General features: G+C 73.0%; 22 protein-coding genes. 8 read left to right on the forward strand and 14 right to left on the reverse strand.

The genetic code is table 11. The annotated features are described in order from the left end of the window. Positions 1-9: 9 nt before the first annotated feature. The gene (gene sepH, locus TPA0908_RS29120; protein ID WP_281943415.1) at positions 10-1,098 is read left to right on the forward strand and encodes a septation protein SepH; all 1,089 of its coding nucleotides are present in this window, start codon (positions 10-12) and stop codon (positions 1,096-1,098) included. Between the two features lie 39 nt (positions 1,099-1,137). Here the strand turns inward: sepH and thpR are convergent, their stop codons facing one another. From thpR to TPA0908_RS29145, 5 genes are all read right to left on the reverse strand, one after another. Then, complete coding sequence (gene thpR, locus TPA0908_RS29125) at positions 1,138-1,707, reverse strand: RNA 2',3'-cyclic phosphodiesterase (RefSeq protein ID WP_281943417.1); 570 nt, start codon at positions 1,705-1,707, stop codon at positions 1,138-1,140. Between the two features lie 4 nt (positions 1,708-1,711). Further along, entirely contained in the window at positions 1,712-2,221 is a 510-nt protein-coding gene (locus tag TPA0908_RS29130) for a hypothetical protein (RefSeq protein ID WP_281943419.1), read from the reverse strand. A 125-nt stretch (positions 2,222-2,346) separates the two neighbouring features. Further along, the gene (locus TPA0908_RS29135) at positions 2,347-3,633 is read right to left on the reverse strand and encodes an MFS transporter (protein ID WP_281943421.1); all 1,287 of its coding nucleotides are present in this window, start codon (positions 3,631-3,633) and stop codon (positions 2,347-2,349) included. 69 nt (positions 3,634-3,702) lie between these two features. Further along, entirely contained in the window at positions 3,703-4,152 is a 450-nt protein-coding gene (locus TPA0908_RS29140) for a MarR family winged helix-turn-helix transcriptional regulator (protein WP_281943423.1), read from the reverse strand. 61 nt (positions 4,153-4,213) lie between these two features. Next, entirely contained in the window at positions 4,214-5,695 is a 1,482-nt protein-coding gene (locus TPA0908_RS29145) for an NCS2 family permease (RefSeq protein WP_281943425.1), read from the reverse strand. Positions 5,696-5,832: 137 nt separating this feature from the next. Here TPA0908_RS29145 and TPA0908_RS29150 point away from each other — a divergent pair, with 137 nt between their 5' ends. Continuing rightward, entirely contained in the window at positions 5,833-6,048 is a 216-nt protein-coding gene (locus tag TPA0908_RS29150; protein WP_374709276.1) for a DUF2530 domain-containing protein, read from the forward strand. A gap of 4 nt (positions 6,049-6,052) precedes the next feature. Here TPA0908_RS29150 and TPA0908_RS29155 read toward each other — a convergent pair whose 3' ends face one another. Beyond that, positions 6,053-6,892 carry a DUF3027 domain-containing protein gene (locus tag TPA0908_RS29155; RefSeq protein ID WP_281943429.1) on the reverse strand — a complete coding sequence of 280 codons (840 nt, stop codon included), beginning with the start codon at positions 6,890-6,892 and terminating at the stop codon, positions 6,053-6,055. Between the two features lie 65 nt (positions 6,893-6,957). Here TPA0908_RS29155 and TPA0908_RS29160 point away from each other — a divergent pair, with 65 nt between their 5' ends. Beyond that, the gene (locus tag TPA0908_RS29160; RefSeq protein WP_281943431.1) at positions 6,958-8,592 is read left to right on the forward strand and encodes an MFS transporter; all 1,635 of its coding nucleotides are present in this window, start codon (positions 6,958-6,960) and stop codon (positions 8,590-8,592) included. After that, a complete protein-coding gene (locus TPA0908_RS29165) occupies positions 8,589-9,239 on the forward strand; it encodes a futalosine hydrolase (RefSeq protein WP_281942750.1) in 651 nt (216 codons plus the stop codon). The genes TPA0908_RS29160 and TPA0908_RS29165 overlap by 4 nt, the downstream gene beginning before the upstream one ends. Here the strand turns inward: TPA0908_RS29165 and TPA0908_RS29170 are convergent. Continuing rightward, positions 9,211-10,095 carry a GNAT family N-acetyltransferase gene (locus TPA0908_RS29170; RefSeq protein ID WP_281942749.1) on the reverse strand — a complete coding sequence of 295 codons (885 nt, stop codon included), beginning with the start codon at positions 10,093-10,095 and terminating at the stop codon, positions 9,211-9,213. The two genes, TPA0908_RS29165 and TPA0908_RS29170, sit on opposite strands and share 29 nt — an antisense overlap. A 386-nt stretch (positions 10,096-10,481) precedes the next feature. On the opposite strand from TPA0908_RS29170, the gene TPA0908_RS29175 reads away from it, so the two are divergent. Continuing rightward, positions 10,482-11,312: a 1,4-dihydroxy-6-naphthoate synthase gene (locus TPA0908_RS29175; protein ID WP_107154757.1), complete on the forward strand. Its 831-nt coding sequence runs from the start codon at positions 10,482-10,484 to the stop codon at positions 11,310-11,312. Here the strand turns inward: TPA0908_RS29175 and TPA0908_RS29180 are convergent. Beyond that, positions 11,273-11,659: a cold-shock protein gene (locus TPA0908_RS29180; protein WP_073826071.1), complete on the reverse strand. Its 387-nt coding sequence runs from the start codon at positions 11,657-11,659 to the stop codon at positions 11,273-11,275. The genes TPA0908_RS29175 and TPA0908_RS29180 overlap by 40 nt on opposite strands. 28 nt (positions 11,660-11,687) lie before the next feature. Continuing rightward, complete coding sequence (locus TPA0908_RS29185; protein ID WP_281942746.1) at positions 11,688-12,311, reverse strand: HAD family hydrolase; 624 nt, start codon at positions 12,309-12,311, stop codon at positions 11,688-11,690. A gap of 37 nt (positions 12,312-12,348) precedes the next feature. On the opposite strand from TPA0908_RS29185, the gene TPA0908_RS29190 reads away from it, so the two are divergent. Next, positions 12,349-14,814, forward strand: a complete 2,466-nt coding sequence (locus TPA0908_RS29190) for a helicase-associated domain-containing protein (RefSeq protein ID WP_281942744.1) — start codon at positions 12,349-12,351, stop codon at positions 14,812-14,814. A 1-nt stretch (position 14,815) separates the two neighbouring features. On the opposite strand, the gene TPA0908_RS29195 is transcribed toward TPA0908_RS29190, so the two are convergent. Together TPA0908_RS29195 and TPA0908_RS29200 are read right to left on the reverse strand one after the other, a co-directional pair. After that, positions 14,816-15,049: a hypothetical protein gene (locus TPA0908_RS29195; protein WP_281942742.1), complete on the reverse strand. Its 234-nt coding sequence runs from the start codon at positions 15,047-15,049 to the stop codon at positions 14,816-14,818. A 51-nt stretch (positions 15,050-15,100) separates the two neighbouring features. After that, on the reverse strand, positions 15,101-15,976 hold the full coding sequence (locus TPA0908_RS29200; protein ID WP_281942740.1) for a L,D-transpeptidase family protein: 876 nt from the start codon (positions 15,974-15,976) through the stop codon (positions 15,101-15,103). 172 nt (positions 15,977-16,148) lie between these two features. Here TPA0908_RS29200 and TPA0908_RS29205 point away from each other — a divergent pair, with 172 nt between their 5' ends. Beyond that, the gene (locus tag TPA0908_RS29205; protein WP_281942738.1) at positions 16,149-17,828 is read left to right on the forward strand and encodes a DNA repair helicase XPB; all 1,680 of its coding nucleotides are present in this window, start codon (positions 16,149-16,151) and stop codon (positions 17,826-17,828) included. 76 nt (positions 17,829-17,904) lie between these two features. Next, on the forward strand, positions 17,905-18,198 hold the full coding sequence (locus tag TPA0908_RS29210; protein WP_281943434.1) for a hypothetical protein: 294 nt from the start codon (positions 17,905-17,907) through the stop codon (positions 18,196-18,198). A gap of 68 nt (positions 18,199-18,266) precedes the next feature. Here the strand turns inward: TPA0908_RS29210 and TPA0908_RS29215 are convergent, their stop codons facing one another. The 3 genes from TPA0908_RS29215 to TPA0908_RS29225 form a co-directional block, all read right to left on the reverse strand. Continuing rightward, a complete protein-coding gene (locus TPA0908_RS29215) occupies positions 18,267-19,217 on the reverse strand; it encodes a zinc metalloprotease (protein ID WP_281943436.1) in 951 nt (316 codons plus the stop codon). A 214-nt stretch (positions 19,218-19,431) separates the two neighbouring features. Beyond that, positions 19,432-19,596 carry a hypothetical protein gene (locus TPA0908_RS29220; protein WP_281943438.1) on the reverse strand — a complete coding sequence of 55 codons (165 nt, stop codon included), beginning with the start codon at positions 19,594-19,596 and terminating at the stop codon, positions 19,432-19,434. 11 nt (positions 19,597-19,607) lie between these two features. Further along, complete coding sequence (locus tag TPA0908_RS29225) at positions 19,608-20,327, reverse strand: PaeR7I family type II restriction endonuclease (RefSeq protein WP_281943440.1); 720 nt, start codon at positions 20,325-20,327, stop codon at positions 19,608-19,610.

Below are 20,327 nucleotides of genomic sequence, written 5' to 3' on the forward strand. Positions count from 1 at the left end.
GGCAAGCCCATGCGCCCAGTACGCTTCGTCGCCCTTTCCGAGGACGGCCAGGCCCTGGTGCTCACCGACGAGGTGGGCCGCCTGCTCGCCCTCCCCATCGACGAGCGCGTGGCCTCGGTGCTGCACGCCGAGCCGGGCGCGCCCCCGCTCGCGGTGGTGCCGGCCTCCACCGATCCCACGCCGTCGCTGTCCCCACGCGACATCCAGGCCCGGATCCGTTCCGGCGAGTCCGCTGAGGACGTCGCCCGCATCGCCGGCGTGCCGGTCGACCGCGTGCTGCGCTACGCCGGCCCGGTGCTCCAGGAGCGGGCCATGCTCGCCCAGCACGCCCGCCGCACCCGGCTCAAGGGCGCTGAGAAGCCGACCCCGCTGGCCGAGGTGGTCAACGGCCGGCTGGCCCAGCACGGCATCGACACCGAGAAGATCTCCTGGGACGCCTACCGCCGCGACGACGGCACCTGGCGGATCATCGCCACCTGGCCGTCCGGCAAGGCCACCGCCCAGGCGGTGTGGGATCTCGACAAGTCCCGGCAGAACGTCATCGCGCACGACGACATGGCGCAATACCTGTGCGCCGAGCGGCCCACGCCGATCCTCGGCCAGGAGCCGGCGCCCGAGCGGGGCGGCCACGCGCTGCCCGGCCCGTCGCGCGGCGAGCCGAGCCGGGGCGGGCACGGCCTGCCGTCCGGGGTCGAGCAGGCCCGTCCGGGGCGCGACCCGATCCGTGCCGGCCGGGACGCGCTGCTCGCCTCGCTGGACCGGCCGCTCGGCGGCACGTCCGGCCGCGGTCTCGACACCCGTTCCCCGGCCGCGCTGGCCGGTTCGGAGGCACCCCGCCAGCGGGCTGTCGCCGGGGGTGCCGCCGCGCTGCTCGGCGGCGGGCAGGGTTCGGCGTTCGACGACGACTCGGACGCGCCGAAGGAGATCCCCGCCGTGCCGTCGTTGGCCGTGCTGCGGCCTCGGCGCACCGGCAACCCGCCAGCGTCCGGCGGTTCCGGCACCGAGTCCGGTGAGGCCGGCGGCAAGCCGCGCAAGCGGCTGCCGAGCTGGGACGACGTCCTCTTCGGCAGCGGCCCGGCGGCCCGCGAGTCCTCCTGATCGACAGTTGACGTGCCGGGCACTTGACGTGCCCGGCGGTCACAGGGGCCAGGCGGCGAGGCGGGTGTGGTGGGTGCGAGCGCCCGGGTGGCTGCGGACCAGGACCAGCTCCTCGGCGGGCCACTCCGGGCCGGCGTACCCGTGCAGCGTCTCCCGGTCCGCGCGCACGTCGACGCGGTCGCCGGGGCGGGCGATGGTCAGGTGGGGCCGGAACGGCTTGTCGTCGTGCGGCAGTCCGGCCCGTCGCAACGCGTGGCGGACCAGGCGGGCCAGCACGTCCAGCGCGTCGGTCTCGCCGCGCACGTCCACCCAGAGCACGGTGGAGTGGCCCTGGCCGAAACTGCCCCCACCGCCGAGGCGCAGCCGCGGTGCGCTGCCCCGACCGTCCCGGAAGGACTCCGCGGCCAGACCGAGCGCGCTCGTCACCTCGACCAGCCGGTCGTCCGGCACCTCACCGAGGAAGGCGAGCGTGAGGTGGAGGTGGGCGGGGTCGGCGAGCCGGACGTTCACACCGGCGGCGGACGCGACGCCGACGCGCAGCCCGACGACCCGGGCGGTGAGGTCGGTGACCGCCGCCGCAGACGGGTAGACCGCCGCGAAGAGACGCACCCGCTCAGCGGTGCCGCTGGTGGTGCGCCGCCCGGGCGGCCGGCAGCGTCAGCCCGGCGGCGTGCAGCAGCCCTTCCACCCGGACCCGTTCGATCTCCCGGTCGACGCCGGCCAGCTCGGCCAGGTGCTCGGCGATGCCGAGGGCGTGGCAGGCGGCGCGCAGCCGTTCGTCGTACGCCTCGATGACCGCGCCGTGCCACACCACCGAGCGGTCGGCGGCGGCGAGCCGGTGGCCGCCGAGCCGGCGCAGATCGGTGGCGAGCTGCTCCAGCGGGCGGCGGCCCTCCCGCTCGAACTCGGTCAGGTCGATGTCGCGGGTCAGCGCCTCGGCCTCGATGGCGCGATCGAGCCGGGCGATGGTGCGGCGCTCACGGCGCTGCTCGCGCCACTCGGCCCACCCGCACGCGAACCGGTCGATGATCTCGTCGGCGCAGAAGACCAGCGCGAACACGGCGGGGAGGCAGCAGACAGCGAGGATCGCCAGCGCCAGCAGCAGCCCCTGCCCCAATCCCACACATCGACGCTAAGCCCTGTCGACCGCACCCGCCACCCGTTTGCCGAAACCGGCCGGTACGCATTTGTGCGGTGTTGAGCGGGGCCCCCTTCTATGCAGAATGCGTTAAGAGGGGGCCCGTCCTTTCACTCGGCCCGGGGGGACACCACGTAGAAGCGCGGCATCGGCAGCACCCGCAGGCGCAGGCGCGCGCCGGAGCGGCGCAGTTGCCAGGTGAGCGCCAGCAGCGCGGCGGCCAGCGAGATGAGGCCACCGATCCAGATGCTCGCGCCGGCGCCGAACGTCTCGGCCGTCCACCCGATGATCGGCGCGCCGACCGGGTTGGTGCCCAGGAACACCAGCACCCACAGCGCCATCACCCGTCCCCGGAAGGACGCGTCGACGCCGAGCTGCACCCGCTGGTTGGCTGCCTGGGCGAAGAAGACCATGAAGAACCCGGTGGGCAGCAGCAGCGCCACCACCATCCAGTACGCCGGAGCGAGCCCGACCAGCGTGCCGAAGCTGGCACAGCCGATGGCGGCGCCCAGCACCAGCCAGACCGAGGGCCGGCTGCGCCGGCCGGTGCCGGCGAGCGCGCCGACCAGCGCGCCGACCGCCAGCGCGGTGCTGAACAGGCCGAACGACGCGGCCCCGGTCCGGAACACGGTCTTGGCCAGCGCGGCGAGGGTGAGCTGGAAGTTGAACAGGCTCATCCCGATCACCGACATGACGACCATCGGCAGCAGCAGGTCGGGGCGGCGCGCCACGTACCGCAGGCCGTCCACCACCCGGGCCTGGTCCCGTTCGCCGGCCGGCGGCAGGTCCTTGCGGTGCAGTTCGGCGGGGCGCATCTTGACCACGGTGGCCAGCGGCGCGATGGAGCTGAGCGCGGTGACCAGGAAGACCGGGCCGACGTCGAACGCGGCGATGGCCAGGCCGGCGACGGCGGGGCCGACGATCCGGGCGGAGTTGAACACGGCCGCGTTGAGCGAGAGCGCGTTCGGCAGCAGCGTCACGCCGACCAGCTCGGAGACGAACGCCTGCCGCACGGGGGTCTCGACCGCGTTGGCGACACCGAGCAGCGCGGCGAACGCGAACACGTGCCAGAGCCGCACCACGCCGGTGACGACCAGCATGCTCATCCCCAGCGCCAGCACGGTCCAGAACGCGTTGGCGACGAAGAGCAGCATCCGCTTGTCGTACCGGTCGGCGAGACGGCCGGAGAGCAGCGTGAGCAGGAGTACGGGGGTGAACTGCAACGCGGTGACCACGCCGAGCGCGGTGGCGGAGTTGTCGCTCAGCTCGAGGACGAGCCAGTCCTGGGCGATGAACATCATCCAGACGCCGATCAGTTTGATCAGCTGCCCGGTGGCGAAGAGTCGGTAGTTGCGGACTCGTAGGGACTGGAACATCGTGCTCAGCTTGGCCTGCACTCTAGGTGCGCCTCCTCGCGTCAGGTACGCCTCATCGACAACTGACGAAGCGGACCGCGCGACGCGGGGTCAGCCGCGGGCGATGCCCTGGAGGATGTCGGCGGCCCGCCGCAGCGTGTCGCGTTCCTCCTCGGTGAGTGCGGCCAGTCGGCTGGCCAGCCACTCGTTGCGGGCGCGCTCGAACTGGTCGAGCACGGCCCGTCCCCCCTCGGTCGCCGCCAGGATGACCTGCCGTCCGTCGGTCGGATGGGGGGTGCGCTGCACGAGGCCGCGCTCCTCCAACTTCGCGACGATCTTCGTCATCGTCGGCGGCTGCACCCGTTCGACGTCGGCCAGTTCCCGTGGCGTGAGGGCGCCCGCCAGCTTGAGGCTGGTGAGCGCCGACAGCTGGGTGACCGTGAGGTCGCCGACCGGTCGGGCCTGTCGGACCCGCCGGTTGAGTCGGGTGATCGCATCACGCAGCTGGGGGGCCAGCTGCGCCGGTGGCACGCGTTTCGCCGTCACCGTCCGCTCCGTCACACTCGTTAGCCTAACTAATGAGCCTGGCTAACGACGTCCGTTATGACCAGGCTCACCAGCGTCAGAGCAGCACGGACTCGATCGGCCCGCGCAGGAAGTAGAGGATGAAGAGCGCGGCCACGCCGTACAGCAGGGGGTGGACCTCCCGGGCCTTGCCCTTCGCCAGCTTCACCAGCACGTAGCTGATCACGCCGGCCCCGATGCCGTTCGAGATGGAGTAGGTGAACGGCATCAGCACGATGGTGAGGAACGCCGGGATCGCGATCTCGTAGTCGGTCCAGTCGATGGTCCGGACCGCCGTCATCATCAGGAAGCCGACCACCACCAGCGCGGTCGACGCGGCCTCGAACGGCACGATCGCCGACAGCGGCGCGAGGAACATGGCCAGCAGGAACAGGCCGCCGGTGACCAGGTTCGCCACGCCGGTCCGGGCGCCCTCACCGACACCGGCGGCGCTCTCGATGTACGACGTGTTGCTCGACACCGACGCCGCGCCACCCGCGGCGGCGGCGATCGAGTCGACGAGCAGGATCTCCTTGGCGCGCGGCGGGGTGCCCTGCTCGTCGAGCATGTCCCCCTCCTGGCCGATCGCGACCATCGTGCCCATGGTGTCGAAGAAGTCCGTGATCAGCAGCGTGAAGACGAACATCAGCGGAACCAGCCAGCCGACCCGGGTCCACGAGTCCAGCACGTTGAAGTTGCCCAGCAGCGACAGGTCCGGCAGGTCCACCACCTGCTTCGGCAGTTCGGGCACGTTCAGCGCCCAGCCCTTCGGGTTCGGCTTGCCGTCGACGAAGGACGGGCCGATGTTGCCGACCGCCTCGACCACGACGGCCAGCACGGTGGAGGCCAGGATGCCGATCAGGATCGCGCCGCGCACCCGCCGTACCACAAGCACCACGGTCACCAGCAGACCGACCACGAACACCAGCATCGGCCAACTGACGATCTTGCCGTTGATGCCCAGCTCGACCGGCACGGTGGTGTTCGCGGCGTCCGGGACCCGCCGCACGAACCCGGCGTCGACCAGGCCGATGATGGTCAGGAACAGGCCGATGCCGACGCCGATGGCGGTCTTGAGCTGCGTCGGCACCGAACGGAACACCGCGGTACGCAGCCCGGTGAGCACCAGGATGCCGATCAGCACACCCTCGATGACCACCAGGCCCATCGCGTCCGCCCAGGTCATCTGCGGCGCGATCTCGAAGGCCACCAGCGCGTTCACGCCCAGCCCGGCGGCCAGCGCGATCGGGAACCGGGCCACCACCCCCATCAGGATGGTCATCAGGCCCGCGACCAGCGCGGTCGCCGCGGCCAGCGCCGGGATGGCGAGGGTACGCCCGTCGGCGTCCTCCGCGCCGCCGAGGATCAGCGGGTTCAACACCACGATGTACGCCATCGTGAAGAACGTGGCGAAGCCACCTCGGATCTCCCGACCCGTGGTGGACCGGCGGGCGGAGATCTCGAAGAAGCGGTCGAACGCGTTGCGCGGGTGCGCGGGATCGGGCGGTGTGCCGTGGTCCGCCGGCGGGGCAATGGCCATCGGGTCCTCATCTTGTCGATCAACCGGTTTGTCGCGCGCATCGTGCCAGATCACCCGGCGGACAGGAAAGAACGATCACGTACGCTGGGCCGGTGCCCCAGGAGCAACAGCCGCGGCCGGAGCCGCTCGACCCGCCGATGGTGCCGTTCGCCGTCGCCGGGCTGATCGCCTGGGCGGTGGCCGGTCTGGTGCTGCTGATCTTCTGCCGGGGCTGGCTCACCGCGCACGGCCACCAGAACTGGCTCTGGACCTGTCTTGCCGGTTTTCTGTGGGGCTTTCCCGGTTTGGCCACGATGATGCGGCACGACGCCAACCGGCGTCGCCGCCGGGCCGCCGCCGCGCGTCAGCGCTGACCGGTCAGGAGTGCGCGTACGGCTCCGCCGGCTCGGCCGCCTCGGCGGGAGCGGGGGCCCCGCCGACCGGCACCGCCTCGACCGCGCTGTCGTCGTAGATGGTGGGCAGCTCGGCGACCGGCGTCTCGGTGGTGTCGACGAGCGTCTCCGAGTGCGCGCCACAGCCGTGGTCGGCGCTCACCACCCGACCGTCGTCCGGGGCGAAGAAGTTGCCGCACGCCCCGAAGGACTGCCGCAGCGAGCCGGCCAGTGGCAGGTAGAAGCCGCAGGTGCCGCAGCGGGCGGCGGCCGGTGCGGCGGTCGAGATGGCGGCGTCCGGGCCGTGGTCGCCGTCGTACCACCGCTGGGCGGTGTCCGCGCGCCCCTCCCGGGACAGCACCCGGGCCCGACCGAGGCCCAACTCCCAGGCGGTCTCCTCCACGGCCGGGTCGTCGGAGAGCAGGTACCCGGGGGCGAGCCGCTCGTCGTCGGCCGGGCTGGGCAGCAGGTCACCCGGACCCAGGTCGCCCGGCTGGAGCCGCTCCTGCCAGGGCAGCCAGCCGGGGGCGAGCATCGCGTCCGAGCCGGGCAGCAGCACGGTCTCGCAGATGGTGACGTGTCTGCTGCGCGGCACCCGGGTCACCGTGACGGCCCAGCGCCAGCCGCGGTAACCGGCCATCCGGCAGTCGAAGTAGTGGGTGACGACCCGGTCGCCCTCGGCGACGGCCTGGAGGTGGTCACCGACGTCGGTCGGCTCCACCTCGGTGATGGCGTCGCGGGCCACCTCGACGGCGGCGGCGCAGACCTGGTCGAGCCGGGGGGCGCGGGCGGAGGCGGGCCTGGTCACTCCACCATTGTTCCCCATGCCCGTCGGCGGGTTCTCTCCGGGTGATGCGGCACGCACGGAGTAGATGGGTCAGGATGGGACACATGGCGCTGTCCTCCCGCTCCGGCCGCTCCTTCCTCGGGCGGACCGTGGGCACCGGCATCCGCGCCACCCGGCTGCTGTTGCGGGGCTCACTGCACGGCGGGCGCTGGATGACCCGCCGGGCCGGCACCGCCCGGGCCCGCAGCGCCGGCAACGAGGTGGGCATGGTCCGCCTGTTCGACCTGCACGCGCTCTCCTGCGCCGGCGACACGCTGATCGCCATCGGCCTGGCCGGGACGATCTTCTTCGACGTGCCGCTGGGCGAGGCGCGCAACAAGGTCGCGCTCTACCTGCTGGTGACCATGGTCCCGTTCGCCATGCTCGCACCGGTGGTCGGCCCGCTGCTCGACCACTTCCGCCACGGCCGGCGGTACGCGCTGGCCACCACCATGCTCGGCCGGGCGTTCCTGGCCTGGCTGATCTCCGACTACATGGGCGGGCTCGGGCTCTACCCGGCGGCCTTCGGGGTGCTCGCCCTCTCCCGCGCCTACGGCGTGGCCCGGTCCGCGGCGGTGCCCCGGCTGCTCCCCGACGGGTTGGGGCTGTCCCAGGTCGGCGCGCGAGCCAGCGTCTACGGCACGGTGGCCGGCGCGCTGGTCGCCCCGATCGGGTTGGCCGCGTTCTGGTTCGGGCCGCAGTGGCCGCTCCGGGTCGCCACGGTGATCTTCCTGATCGGCATGGTCGTCTCGCTCCGGCTGCCGCCCAAGGCCGACTCGGAGCCGCCGGAGCGGATGCCGCACCCACTGCGGGCGATGCGCCGCCGCGACGGCGAGCGCCCGCTGGGCCGGGGCCGCCCCGCCGGCCGCCTGGTGATCGCCACGTTGATCGGGGCCGCGGCGCTACGCGGGATCTACGGCTTCCTGCTTCTCTTCCTCGCCTTCGCCATCAAGGCCGGCGACCTGACCACCGACTTCTTCGGCCGTGAACTCGGCGCCCAGGCCGCGTTGGGCCTGGTCGGCGGCGCGCTGGCGGTCGGCACGTTCCTGGCCACCGCGCTCGGCACCCGGCTGCGCATCCACCGGCCGACCGCGATCCAGTCCAGCGGCTCGATCGTCGTGGCCGGCGTGGCGCTGCTCGCCGCGATCAAGTTCTCGCTGCCCATGGTGGCGCTGCTCTGCCTGGTGGCGGCGCTGATGAGCGGGATCGCCAAGCTGGCGGTGGACGCCTCGATCCAGGAGCGCATCCCGGAGCGGCTGCGGGCCAGTTCGTTCGCGCACTCGGAGACCGCGCTGATGCTCGCGTTCGTGGCCGGCGGCGGGCTGGGGCTGGTGCCGTTCACCGGCCTGATCGGGGTGGCGGTAGCCGCCGGCGTGGCCGCGCTCGTGGCCGTACGCGGTGTGCTGATCGCCGGCCGACTGCGCGGCGAACACCTGGTCGGTCGCCCGCTCGGCGACGACGAGGTGATCAGCGGTCACCCGCTCGGCGACGACGAGGTGATCAGCGGTCACCCGCCGGTCACCTCGTTCGACGACCCGGCACCCACCTCGCCCGCGCCGCAGCGGGTCGACATCCCCCCGCCGGACGACGACGCGCTCGCTCCGCCCGGCTTCCACATCTACCGCCCCTCCTCGTCGGTCGGCGGGGTCGGGGCGGCGGAGGACGAGAACCGGCGCGACCCCCGGGGGCCGGTGGCGTGACCGGTCTGCTGGTGGTCACGGCGGTGCCCGCCGAGGCCGAGGCGGTCCGCGCCGGCCTCACCGACCCGACCGTGACGGTACGACCGGTCGGCGTCGGCCCGGCCGTCGCCGGCGCCGCCACCGCGCGCCTGCTGGCGCTGGCCGAGGCGGCCGGCCGGCCGTACCGGGCGGTGGTCAGCGCCGGCATCGCCGGCGGCTTCGTCGGCCGGGTCGCGGTCGGCGGCACCGTGCTGGCCGACCGCAGCGTCGCCGCCGACCTCGGTGCCGAGTCGCCGGCCGGGTTCATCCCGGTCGAGGAGCTGGGCATGGCGCCCGAGCTGCTGGGTGGCGGCCGGACCGTGCCCGCCGACCCGGCCCTGCTGGACGCGCTGCGCGCCGCGCTGCCCACGGCGACCGTCGGCACCGTGCTCACGGTCAGCACCGTGACCGGCACCGCCGCCAGCACCGCCACGCTCGCCGACCGGCACCCGGACGCCGTGGCCGAGGCCATGGAGGGGTACGGCGTCGCCGTGGCCGCCACCCACGCCGGGGTCCCCTTCGCCGAGCTGCGGACGGTCTCGAACCCGATCGGCCCCCGCGACCGCGGCGCGTGGCGCATGCGCGAGGCGTTCGCCGCGCTCACCACCGCAGCCGCGGCTCTCCGCTGACCGGCAGCTCGAACCGCATCACCGCGGCCCCTCTCGACTCGACCCGGAAGCCGCATCTGCGCAGCAGGCCCACTCCCGGCTCATCGGTGACGGCGTGTGCCGACGGTATGTCGCAACGGGCCATTTCGGCGGTCAGCGCAGCCACCAGCCGCCGACCGATGCCGAGAAGCCGGTACGCCGGCGCCACGAGCACCCCGTCCAGCACGAGGTGGCACCGGCCCGGCAACGGGAAGCCGAGGAGCAGTTCGTCGCTGCGCTCGTGTGCGCGCAGCTCGCCGATCAACTCGCCGTCCGGCAGCTCGGCGACGAATCGCCAGGACGTCGCCGGCAGCGTGGGGTCGAGGTGTCGCCGGACCTGACACTCCCGGCGCACCCAGGCCCGGGCCCGGTCGCGGTCCCGGTGTTCGCGGTCGAGTCGGTAGGTCACGGCCGGCAGGGCCGACGCGTAACCGGAGAGGGCCGGGAAGTGCGCCCACCAGGCCCCCGGCCAGTCCTTCGGCTCGCGGACCTCTCGGGCGTCCAGGTGCGCCGGGCAGTGCCGCCCCGCCGCGTCCCGCAACTGTTCCGACACCGTCGGCAGCAGCCGATCCCTCTCGCCCGGGGGCGCAATGATGACCCGCCCGCCCGCTGCCACGACCAGCCGCGCGACGGTGCGGAAGCTCGAACCCACCGACCGCCCGCACTCGATGCGGGCGACCGTCGTCTGCGGGACTCCCGACCTCTCGGCGAGCTCACGCTGACTGAGGTCGGCCGCCCGACGCAACGCCCGCAGCGTCGCTCCCAGATCGGTCGCTCCCAGATCCGTCGCTCCCACATCTGTCGCCCGCGGATCGGTGTTCGGTTCGGCGTCAGTCACCGTGCCATGTTCGACCGTCACCGCGTCGTCCTCCACCCTGCGGCAACTTCCTGTGGATAACCATGTGGAAAAGCCGTTCCGCTGGGGACGAGGGGTCCGCGAGCGGCCCCTGCAAACTTGATGGCAAAGGTGAGTCAGTCCTTCCGCCAGCGGTGCACGTCCCGGCGTGACCAGCACAGGCGAGGTTGCCCAGTGGGGACTGACCCGGCGGGGTGTGCCCGCGTGGGCGGGGGTGAACGACCGGACCGATGGCCGACCCGTTCACGCCATCAAGTTCGCAGGGCCGGCGAATGACTCTCCGCCACCAGGGAGCGGGCGAGCCGCGTCGGTCACACTGGTCGGGTCGGGGTGGCGGTCGGCACCGGCGACGGAGTTACGGTGAACGGGTGGCGCTCTCCCTGGCGATCTCCCCCTGCCCGAACGACACGTTCGTCTTCGACGCGCTGGTGCACGGCCGGGTGGCCGGGGCGCCGCCGGTCGAGGTGACCTACGCGGACGTGGACGTCACCAACACGGCCGCCGAGCGTGGGGCGTTCGACCTGGTGAAGGTGAGCTACGCGGCGCTGCCGTGGCTGCTCGACGACTACCATCTGCTGCCCTGCGGCGGCGCGCTGGGCCGGGGCTGCGGCCCGCTGGTGCTCACCCGGGGCGACCGGACCGACCTGTCCGGCGCGACGGTGGCGGTGCCCGGCGAGCGGACCACGGCGTACCTGCTGTTCCGGCTCTGGGCGGCGGACCAGGCGCCGGCGCGGATCGAGGTGGTGCCGTTCCACGAGATCATGCCGGGCGTGGCGGCCGGCCGGTACGACGCCGGTCTGGTGATCCACGAGGCCCGTTTCACCTACCCGCGCCACGGGCTGACCGCGCTGGTCGACCTGGGCGAATGGTGGGAGGGCGACACCGGGCTGCCGATCCCGCTCGGCGCGATCCTGGCCCGCCGTGGCGCGGTCGACCCGGTCGAGGCCGCCGCCTGGATCCGGGAGTCGGTGCGGCAGGCCTGGGCGGACCCGGAGGCCAGCCGCGGGTACGTCCTCGCGCACGCGCAGGAGATGGAGCCCGACGTGGTGGACCGGCACATCGGCCTCTACGTCAACGAGTTCACCGCCGACCTGGGTGAGGCCGGCTTCGCCGCCGTGGAGGCGCTGCTGGGCCGGGCCGCCGACGCCGGGCTCGTCCCTCAGACCTCCAGCTCGCGCGCCACCGCGTGGACCAGCTGAGCGATCTTCTGCGCGGCCTTGCGATCCGGGAAGCGCCCCCGGCGCAGGTCCGGCTGGACCTTCGCCTCCAGCACCTTGATCATGTCTTCGACCAGGCCGTGCAGTTCCTCGGCCGGCCGGCGACGCAGCTCCGCCACGGACGGCGGCGCCTCCAGCAGCTTCACGCCCATGGCCTGGGCGCCCCGCCGGCTGTCCACCACGCTGAAATCGACCCGCTGGCCACCCTTCAGGTCGGCGACACCCGCCGGTAGCGCGCCCTTGGGCAGGAACACGTCGCCACCCTCGTCACTGGTGACGAACCCGTATCCCTTGGCCGCGTCGTACCACTTCACTCGACCCGTCGGCACCTGTCGAACCCCGCTCCACTCGAACCGTCTACCCCTCCAAGGCTAGCCCGATGATCCGGTCCACCGCCGCCGGGAATTCGCCGAGATCATCAAGCACCAGTTCGGCCCCGGCCGCGCTCAGCTCGGCCGCCGAGCAGGGGCCCGTTGCCACTCCCACGCCCGGGATTCCCGCTGCTCGTGCGGCCGCCATGTCGGCCACGTGGTCACCCACGTAGAGCGTCGCGCCGTGCTCCCGCAGCGCGGTCGCCTTCTGCTCGGCGAACAGGTCGCCGGCCAGCTCGTCGACGGCCAGGTCGAGGTGGTCCAGGTGCAGTTTCGCCAGCCGGCCGATCTTCGAGGTCACCACCATCACCCGCCCACCGCGCTCGTGCACCGCGCGCACCGCGCCCTCCGCGCCCGGCATCGGCACCGTCGGCGTGATCGCGTACGCGGGATACAGCTCGCGGTAGAGCGTCACCGCCTCCTCGATCCGCTCCGGCGGAAACCAGTGCGCCAGCTCGGTGCGCAGCGGCGGGCCCAGTCGGGACACCGCCAGTTCCGCGTCCACCGGCACGCCGGTGCGCTCGGTCAGGGCCCGGTAGGCGGCGGCGATCCCGGGACGGGAGTCGACCAGGGTCATGTCGAGGTCGAAGCCGACCATCAGCGGAGGCATGCCGAGAACGTACCCAGCGGGCTAGCGTGGTACGACGATGACCACCTCACTCGCCGACCATCTGCGGGCCCTCCCCGACGAGTCGCTGGCCGCCCTGCTCCAACTGCGGCCGGACCTCGTCGTGCCGGTGCCGGCGGACGTGTCCGCTCTCGCCCTGCGCGCCCAGTCCCGGGTCTCCGTGGCCCGGGCGCTCGACGGGCTCGACCAGTTCACTCTCCAGATCCTCGACGCCGCCCGGCTCACCCGGGGCCCCGACGGCGCCACCTCCACCGACCAGATCCTCGCCACGGCCACCGCCGGGCCGCACCCGCCCGCCCCGACCGCGGTCCGGGCCGCCGTCGACCGGCTCCGGGCGCGGTTCCTGCTGTACGGCCCCGAGCACGACCTGACCGTGGTGGGCGGCGTCGACGAGGTGTCCCCGTACCCGGCGGGGCTGGGTCGCCCGGCGGCGGAGCTGGACGCGCGCGCGGCGGCCCTCTGCGCGGACCCGGCGAAGCTGCGGCGGGCGCTGCTCGCCGCGCCGCCGTCGGCCCGGGCGGTCCTGGACCGGCTCGCCGCGGGGCCGCCGGTCGGCACCGTGGCGCCGGGCGCACTGGAGGCCCCCGCCACCGGCGGCGAGGACGTGCTCCCGCCCGACCTGGTCAACGGCGGCGCGCCCACCGGCTCCCCGATCCGCTGGCTGGTCGAGCACCACCTGCTGGTGCGGATGTCCGGCGGCCCCCACGGCACGGTCGAGCTGCCCCGGGAGGTGGGGCTGGTGCTGCGCCGCGACACCGGTCCGCTCGGCCCGCTGCGCACCAGCCCGCCCGAGGTGTCCGCCCCGCCCCGGGAGACCAAGGCCGTCGACTCGGCCGGGGCCGGGCAGACCATGGAGGCGGTCCGGCACACCGAGGCGCTGCTGGAGGCGCTTGTCGTCGAGCCGGCCCCGGTGCTGCGGTCCGGCGGCGTCGGCGTACGCGACCTGCGCCGGCTCGCCCGGCTCCTCGGGCTGGACGAGCCGACCACCGCGCTGATCTTCGAGGTGGCGTACGCGGCGGGGCTGACCGGTGAGCTGGAGCTGACCGGCGCGGCCACCACCCGGTACGGCGGCGACCAGCAGATCGCGCCCACCGGCGGGTACGAGGTGTGGCGCGCGGCGTCGCTCGCCCAGCGCTGGGAGCAGCTCGCCCGGGCGTGGCTGGCGATGACCCGGCAGGTGGGTCTGGTCGGCCAGCGGGACGACCGGGACCGGCCGATCTCGGTGCTCTCGCCGGAGGCGGAACGCGCCGGTGCGCCGGCCGCCCGCCGCGCGGTGCTCGCCGTGCTGGCCGACCTGCCGGCGGCCACCGCGCCGACACCGGACGAGGTGCTGGCGCTGCTGGAGTGGCGGGCGCCCCGGCGGGCCCGGGGACGGGAGACGGCGCACCGCGACGTGCTGGCCGAGGCGGCCCGGCTCGGGGTGACCGGGCTGGGCGCGCTCACCTCGTACGGGCGGCTGCTGCTGGCCGAGCTGGCCGACGCCGACGAGCGGGGCGACGACCCGCTGGGGCTGCGCTCCGACGCCGAGTCGGGCGACCCGTCGACGGCGGTACGCGCACTGGACGGGCTGCTGCCCGCCCCGGTCGACCACGTCCTCGTGCAGGCCGACCTGAGCGTGGTGGTGCCCGGCCCGCCCGACCCGGCGCTCGCCGCCGAGCTGGACGTGGTGGCCGAGCACGAGTCGGCGGGCGGGGCGAGCGTGCACCGGGTGACCACGGCCAGCATCCGGCGGGCCCTGGACGCCGGGTACACCGCCGACGACCTGCACGCGCTGTTCCGCCGCCGGTCGCGTACCCCGGTGCCGCAGGGGCTGACCTATCTGGTGGACGACGTGGCCCGCAAGCACGGCGGGCTGCGGGTCGGTTCGGCCGGGGGGTACGTGCGCAGCGACGACGAGGCGCTGCTCACCGAGGTGCAGGCGGACCGGCGGCTGGAGTCGCTGGCGTTCCGCCGGCTGGCCCCGACCGTGCTGGTCACCCCGTACCAGGTCAACCGGATGCTGCTCGCGTTGCGCGACGCGGGATACGCGCCGGTGCCCGAGGACGCCAGCGGCGCGACGGTGCTGTCCCGGCCGAAGAACCGGCGGGCGCCGGCCCGGACGCCGCTCACCGGCCGGACGGTGGACCCGCTGGCCACGCCGAGGCTGCCGATGCCCCGCCTGCTGGGCGTGGTGGAGCAGATCCGCCGGGGCGAGGCGGCGGCCCGGGCGGCGCGGCGGGCCCCGGCGGTGGTCCGCGGCGGACCGGCGGTCACCGGCCCGACGGCGGTGCCCGGGCACGGCGACGCGTTGGCGGTGCTCCAGCAGGCGGTACGGGACAAGGCGCGGGTCTGGGTGGGTTACGTCGACGCGCACGGGGCGACCGCGTCCCGGCTGGTCCGGCCGGTCTCGATCGGCGCCGGCTACCTGCGCGCCGAGGACGACCGCACCGAGATGCTGCACACGTTCGCGCTGCACCGGATCACGGCCGCCGTGCTGGAGGAGTGAGTCACTCCCCGTTGCGGCGCAACGTGCCGATCACCGAGATCGCCAGCAGCAGCGCGAACGCCGCGCCGGCGGACTCGCCGACCGAGTCGACGAAGCCCTGCCGCTGCACCAGCAGCCCGAAGAGAAACCAACCGAACACGCCCGCGGCGGCGGTCGCGTAGCCGACCAGCACCGCGGTGGAGACCTGCGGCGGCGTCCGCTCGTCCTCGGGAAGCACGTCCTGATCGACGGTCATGCCAGCCCCTCCCCGCCCGGTGGTGGACCCGGCTCCCAGGGTACCGGCAGCTCAGGTGCCGGGACGGCGGCCGATCACCACCACGCGGGTGCCGACCGAGCCCAGCTCCCAGAGGCGGACCGCGTCACGGTGCAGCAGGTTGACGCAGCCGTGCGAGCCGATCGCGCCGTTGTGCAGGTAGGTGGTGGTCTCGTGGAAGCCGATGCCGCCGTTGAACTGCTGCCAGTACGGCAGCCACACCTCGTACGGGTTGGACCACTCACGCAGGTTCTTCCAGCCGACCGAGTACGTGCCGGCCGGCGTGGCGTAGCCGGACATGCCGGTGCGGGTGACGGTCGGGCCCAGCACCACCGTGCCGCCGCGCATCGCCCACACGGTCTGCCGGGTCAGGTCCACACAGAACGTGAGCCGGGCGCCGGCCCGGCAGCGGGACACGTCTGTGTCGGCCAGCCGCTTCGCCACGTCGTACGTGGTGGGGCCGGCGCGACCGGAGGCCGGGCTGATGCCGTACCGGTTCTGGAACTTCTTGATCGCGACGCAGTCGGCGGCGGACTGCGCACCGTCCACGGTCAGCGTCCCGAACCCGCCCAGCCGGCTCAGGTAGCGCTCCACGGCCCGTTGGTGCTCGCCCTGCGGGCACCCGGCGGAGCGGCTCGGCTTCGGCTTGGGCTTCGGGGAGGCGGTCGCCGACGGCGACCGGGAGGGTTTCGGCGTGGCCGTCCGGCTCGGCTGCGCCGGCGGGGACGTGGCCGACCGCTCGGGCGTGGGCGGCGCGCTCGCCCCCGATGCTCCCTCCGTCAGCCCGACCGGCGCGGGGGTGGTGACCCCGGCGCCCTCCGTCTGCGGATCGAGCGCGCACGCGCCGACGCCGACCAGCACGACCACCGCCAGGCCGGCGACCCGGGCGAGAAACCGGACACGCTTCATGGGCCCTCCCTGGACAGTTGTCCCGCTTGCTAGACGTGTGAGAGGAGTATGACGTTGCCTGTCCAGCGAGACTTTTTTCTGACCTTCCCCGGCGTGCAACACTGGATGGTCCGCCTTCGGCAGGTCAGCCGCCGTGCGGGCAGGTTTCCGGGCCAGGCGAGGAGGACGCGGCGTGAGTGGTGGACCACTGATCGTGCAGTCGGACAAGACGCTGCTGCTGGAGATCGACCACCCGGACGCGCAGGCCTGCCGGATGGCCATCGCGCCGTTCGCCGAGTTGGAGCGCTCCCCCGAGCACGTGCACACGTACCGACTCACCCCGCTGGGGTTGTGGAACGCGCGGGCGGCCGGTCACGACGCGGAGGGCGTGGTCGACTCCCTGATCAAGTATTCGCGCTACCCGGTGCCGCACGGCCTGCTCGTCGACGTGGCCGAGACGATGGACCGGTACGGCCGGCTCCAACTCGCCAACGACCCGGTGCACGGGCTGGTGCTGCGCGCCCTGGACCGGGTGGTGCTGATCGAGGTGGCGAAGAGCAAGAAGCTCGCCGGCATGCTCGGCGCGAAACTCGACGACGACACCATCGCGGTGCACCCGTCCGAGCGGGGCCGGCTCAAGCAGGCGCTGCTCAAGCTCGGCTGGCCGGCGGAGGACCTGGCCGGGTACGTGGACGGCGAGGCGCACCCGATCGAGCTGGCCGAGTCCGGCAAGGACGGCGGTAGGCCGTGGACGCTGCGGTCGTACCAGCGGGAGGCGGTGGAGGCGTTCTGGGCCGGCGGGTCGGGCGTGGTGGTGCTGCCCTGCGGCGCCGGCAAGACGCTGGTCGGGGCCGCGGCGATGGCGGAGGCGAAGGCGACCACGCTGATCCTGGTCACGAACACGGTGGCGGGCCGGCAGTGGAAGCGGGAGCTGATCGCCCGCACGTCGCTGACCGAGGAGGAGATCGGCGAGTACTCGGGCGAGCGCAAGGAGATCCGCCCGGTCACCATCGCCACGTACCAGGTGCTCACCTCGCGGCGCGGCGGCGCGTTCACCCACCTGGACCTGTTCGGCGCCCGCGACTGGGGTCTGGTCGTCTACGACGAGGTGCACCTGCTGCCCGCGCCGATCTTCCGCTTCACGGCGGACCTCCAGGCCCGCCGCCGGCTGGGCCTCACCGCGACGCTGGTCCGCGAGGACGGCCGGGAGGGCGACGTGTTCAGCCTGATCGGCCCGAAGCGGTACGACGCGCCGTGGAAGGACATCGAGCAGCAGGGCTGGATCGCGCCGGCGGAGTGCACCGAGGTACGGGTGACGCTCACCGACGCGGAGCGGCTGGCGTACGCGACGGCGGAGGCGGAGGAGCGCTACCGGATGGCGGCGACCGCCCGCACCAAGCTGCCGGTGGTCCGCGCGCTGGTGGAGCGGCACCCGCAGGAGCAGGTGCTGGTGATCGGTGGTTTCCTCGACCAACTGCACCAGCTCGGCGAATACCTGGACGCGCCGATCGTGCAGGGGTCCACCACGAACAAAGAGCGGGAGCGGCTGTTCGACGCGTTCCGCTCCGGCGAGGTGCGCACACTGGTGATCTCGAAGGTGGGCAACTTCTCCATCGACCTGCCGGAGGCGGCGGTGGCGATCCAGGTGTCCGGCACGTTCGGGTCGCGGCAGGAGGAGGCGCAACGGCTGGGCCGGGTGCTCCGCCCGAAGGCCGACGGCCGGCAGGCGCACTTCTACACCGTGGTCTCGCGGGACACCATCGACACCGAGTACGCCGCGCACCGGCAGCGGTTCCTCGCCGAGCAGGGGTACGCGTACACGATCGTGGACGCCGACGACGTGCTCGGCCCGAAACTGCCGACGGTCGAGTAGACGAACCGGGTCCACCCGGGTGTCGGTCCACAGTGGCACAATCGTGGCCGTCACTGGAACACCGGAAGGGACCCGAGTGAAACGCCGAATTCTCTCCGCACTGACGGTCGCCACCGTCGGCCTCGCCGGCGCGGCCGTGGCGGCCTCGCCGGCCTCGGCTAGCGACGCGCCCGGCTTCGTCTGCAACCTCACCCAGAACACCTGGCTGCGGGCCGCACCGCACGGCATGGTGCTGCGCACCCTGACCGCCGGGCGTGGGTTCCGCGCGCACGGGGGCTGGGCCGAGGACAACGACGCCTGGGTGTACGGCCACGGCGCCGAGGACCCGTCGCTGGACGGCTGGGTGCCGCTGGGCAACACGACCTGCTGATGCGGGGCTGCTGATTCGGGCAGCGGAGGGGACGGCCGAGGTGCGAGGTGGCCGTCCCCTCCGACGCGTCAGCCCTGGCCGCTGGCGCGGAACGCGACCCAGGCGTCGCTCATCCGGTCGGCCTGGCCCGGGGTGAACATGTCCATGCAGGAGTCCTGCGTGTAGTCCATGAAGTTGTGGATCGGGTCGAGGCCGGGCGCGGTGCAGGTGTCCGCGCCGACCGGGCAGTTGAACTGCGGCGCCGCCTCACGCGGCGTGTCGGCGACGAAGTCGCCGGAGGCGGAGCAGCCGTGCGCGAACGTGTGCTCCAGCATCAGCCAGTGCCCCACCTCGTGGGTGAGCGTGTCGCCGAGCGCGTACTTGCCGGCCGTGCCGCCCGGCATCGACTCGTCGAGCATGACCACGCCGTCGATGTAGTCGCGGCCGTTGTTGTAGCCCTTCGGGAAGTACGCCCAGCCGAGCAGCCCGCCGCCGATGTTCGCCGCGTAGACGTTGAGCGTGCGGGAGTCACCGGTGTAGAGCGCCTTCTTCATGTCCCGCTCGTTCTTGCCCGGCTCGACGGTGTACCAGGTGCTGTTCACGGTCCAGGTGGTGTCGACGAGCGAGAAGCGGAACGGCGTGTCGGAGGCGTCGCCGGCGGTGCGGCCGGCGTACGAGTCGTTGAGCACGGTCATCTGCGCCGCGATCAGCGTGTTCCACCGGGCCTTCTCGGCCGCGCTCAGCTCGTGGTCGGAGATCATGTGGAAGATCGTCGGCACGGTGACGCTGCCGTTGGCCAGGCGCGGCACGTCCTTGATCACGCCGTACGCGTTGGCCTCGTTCTTCGAGTAGAGCTCCGGCTCCTGGGCGGTGGCGCCCTCGCTCACCCGGGCGACGCTGTGCTGGTCGGCGCCCGGCTGGCAGGCGGCGACCTGGGCGGAGGCGGTCACGGGTGCGGCCGTGGCGTGCGCTCCGCCGGTCAGGAACGTGGCGGCGGCCGTGGCCAGCACCGCCAGGTGGATTGTCGGTTTCCTGTGCATCGCTGCACCTTTCGAGAGGCATGAAAGGAACACGGAACCGACGCGGGGTTGTCAAAGCTGCGGGTCGATGACGTCGTCGTTCCGACATAAGACCACGTCAGCGGCCTCCGCAACAGTCCCTGCCCGCCCGAGGCGGCACTACCTCCCGGCCCTTTCGAGCTGAGAGCGGAAACGACTCAGCGGACCTGCTCGTCCTGGTGCGCCATGTCGGCGATCACCCCACGCAAAGATCCTGGAGCCCTCGCAGCGCCTCGATCTCGTCGGCGTCCAGCCACGAGAGGGACAGGAACTCTGCGCAGGTGGCGACGAACTCATGGTCCTCGGCCGACCACGTGACGCGGTAGGTGAAGCGGGAAAGTCCCCGACGGTATTCGCACATCACCCGCGAGTTCAGTTTCGCTTGGGCTGCACGACGCCGAACTCCTCAGTCCGATCCATGATGGCACCGACGAATGCGGGGAAACCAACCTCAAGATCGGGCTGCCGGACCGGAGCATCGGCCTCGCGAGAGGAGGTGACGAGACAAGTTGCGTCATAGAGGCCGGCGCTGCGCAGCCGCTTGCACAGAATCACGTAGCGATCGACATATGAAGTCTTGGTAAAAGCGGGGTCGATCGGAAAGGTGCCGCTCCTCGGCACGCCCGGGCGGAGGGAGGCTGGCGCCTCTTCCACGAGCAATACATATCCCAGCCAAGGCCGCAGCCGACCGAGCAGTCCGTGATCGTAGGCCCGCCGCAGGTCGACCGCGCTGCCGATCGCCTCTTCGTTCCGGTTGTTGAAGTTGTTGCCGAAGGACGGACCGACGTGGGACTTCAACTCGATGGCGGCGACCAGTTCACCTTCGTGAAGCACCACCAGGTCCCACTTCTTCGTCGGCCGGAAGTAGCCAGGTAACTCGACCTTGGACTTGGAGCGAACGGAATCGGGTGGGAATCCAGCATCGAGGAACACCTGGGCAAGCAATGTGGTCAGCGCGTCGAGGTGAGCACCGCCGGTGACCGCGCCTCGCCCACCGGTATCGGTCTTGCCGCCCAGCAACTTTTTCGCAGCCTGTGACTCCCGGATGTCCCAGGAGCTACGTACCGCCGCTTCCCATGAGCGCTGATCCAC

It is taken from the genome of Micromonospora sp. AKA38, from assembly GCF_027925725.1.
In the GTDB taxonomy this organism is placed as follows: Bacteria; Actinomycetota; Actinomycetes; order Mycobacteriales; family Micromonosporaceae; genus Micromonospora.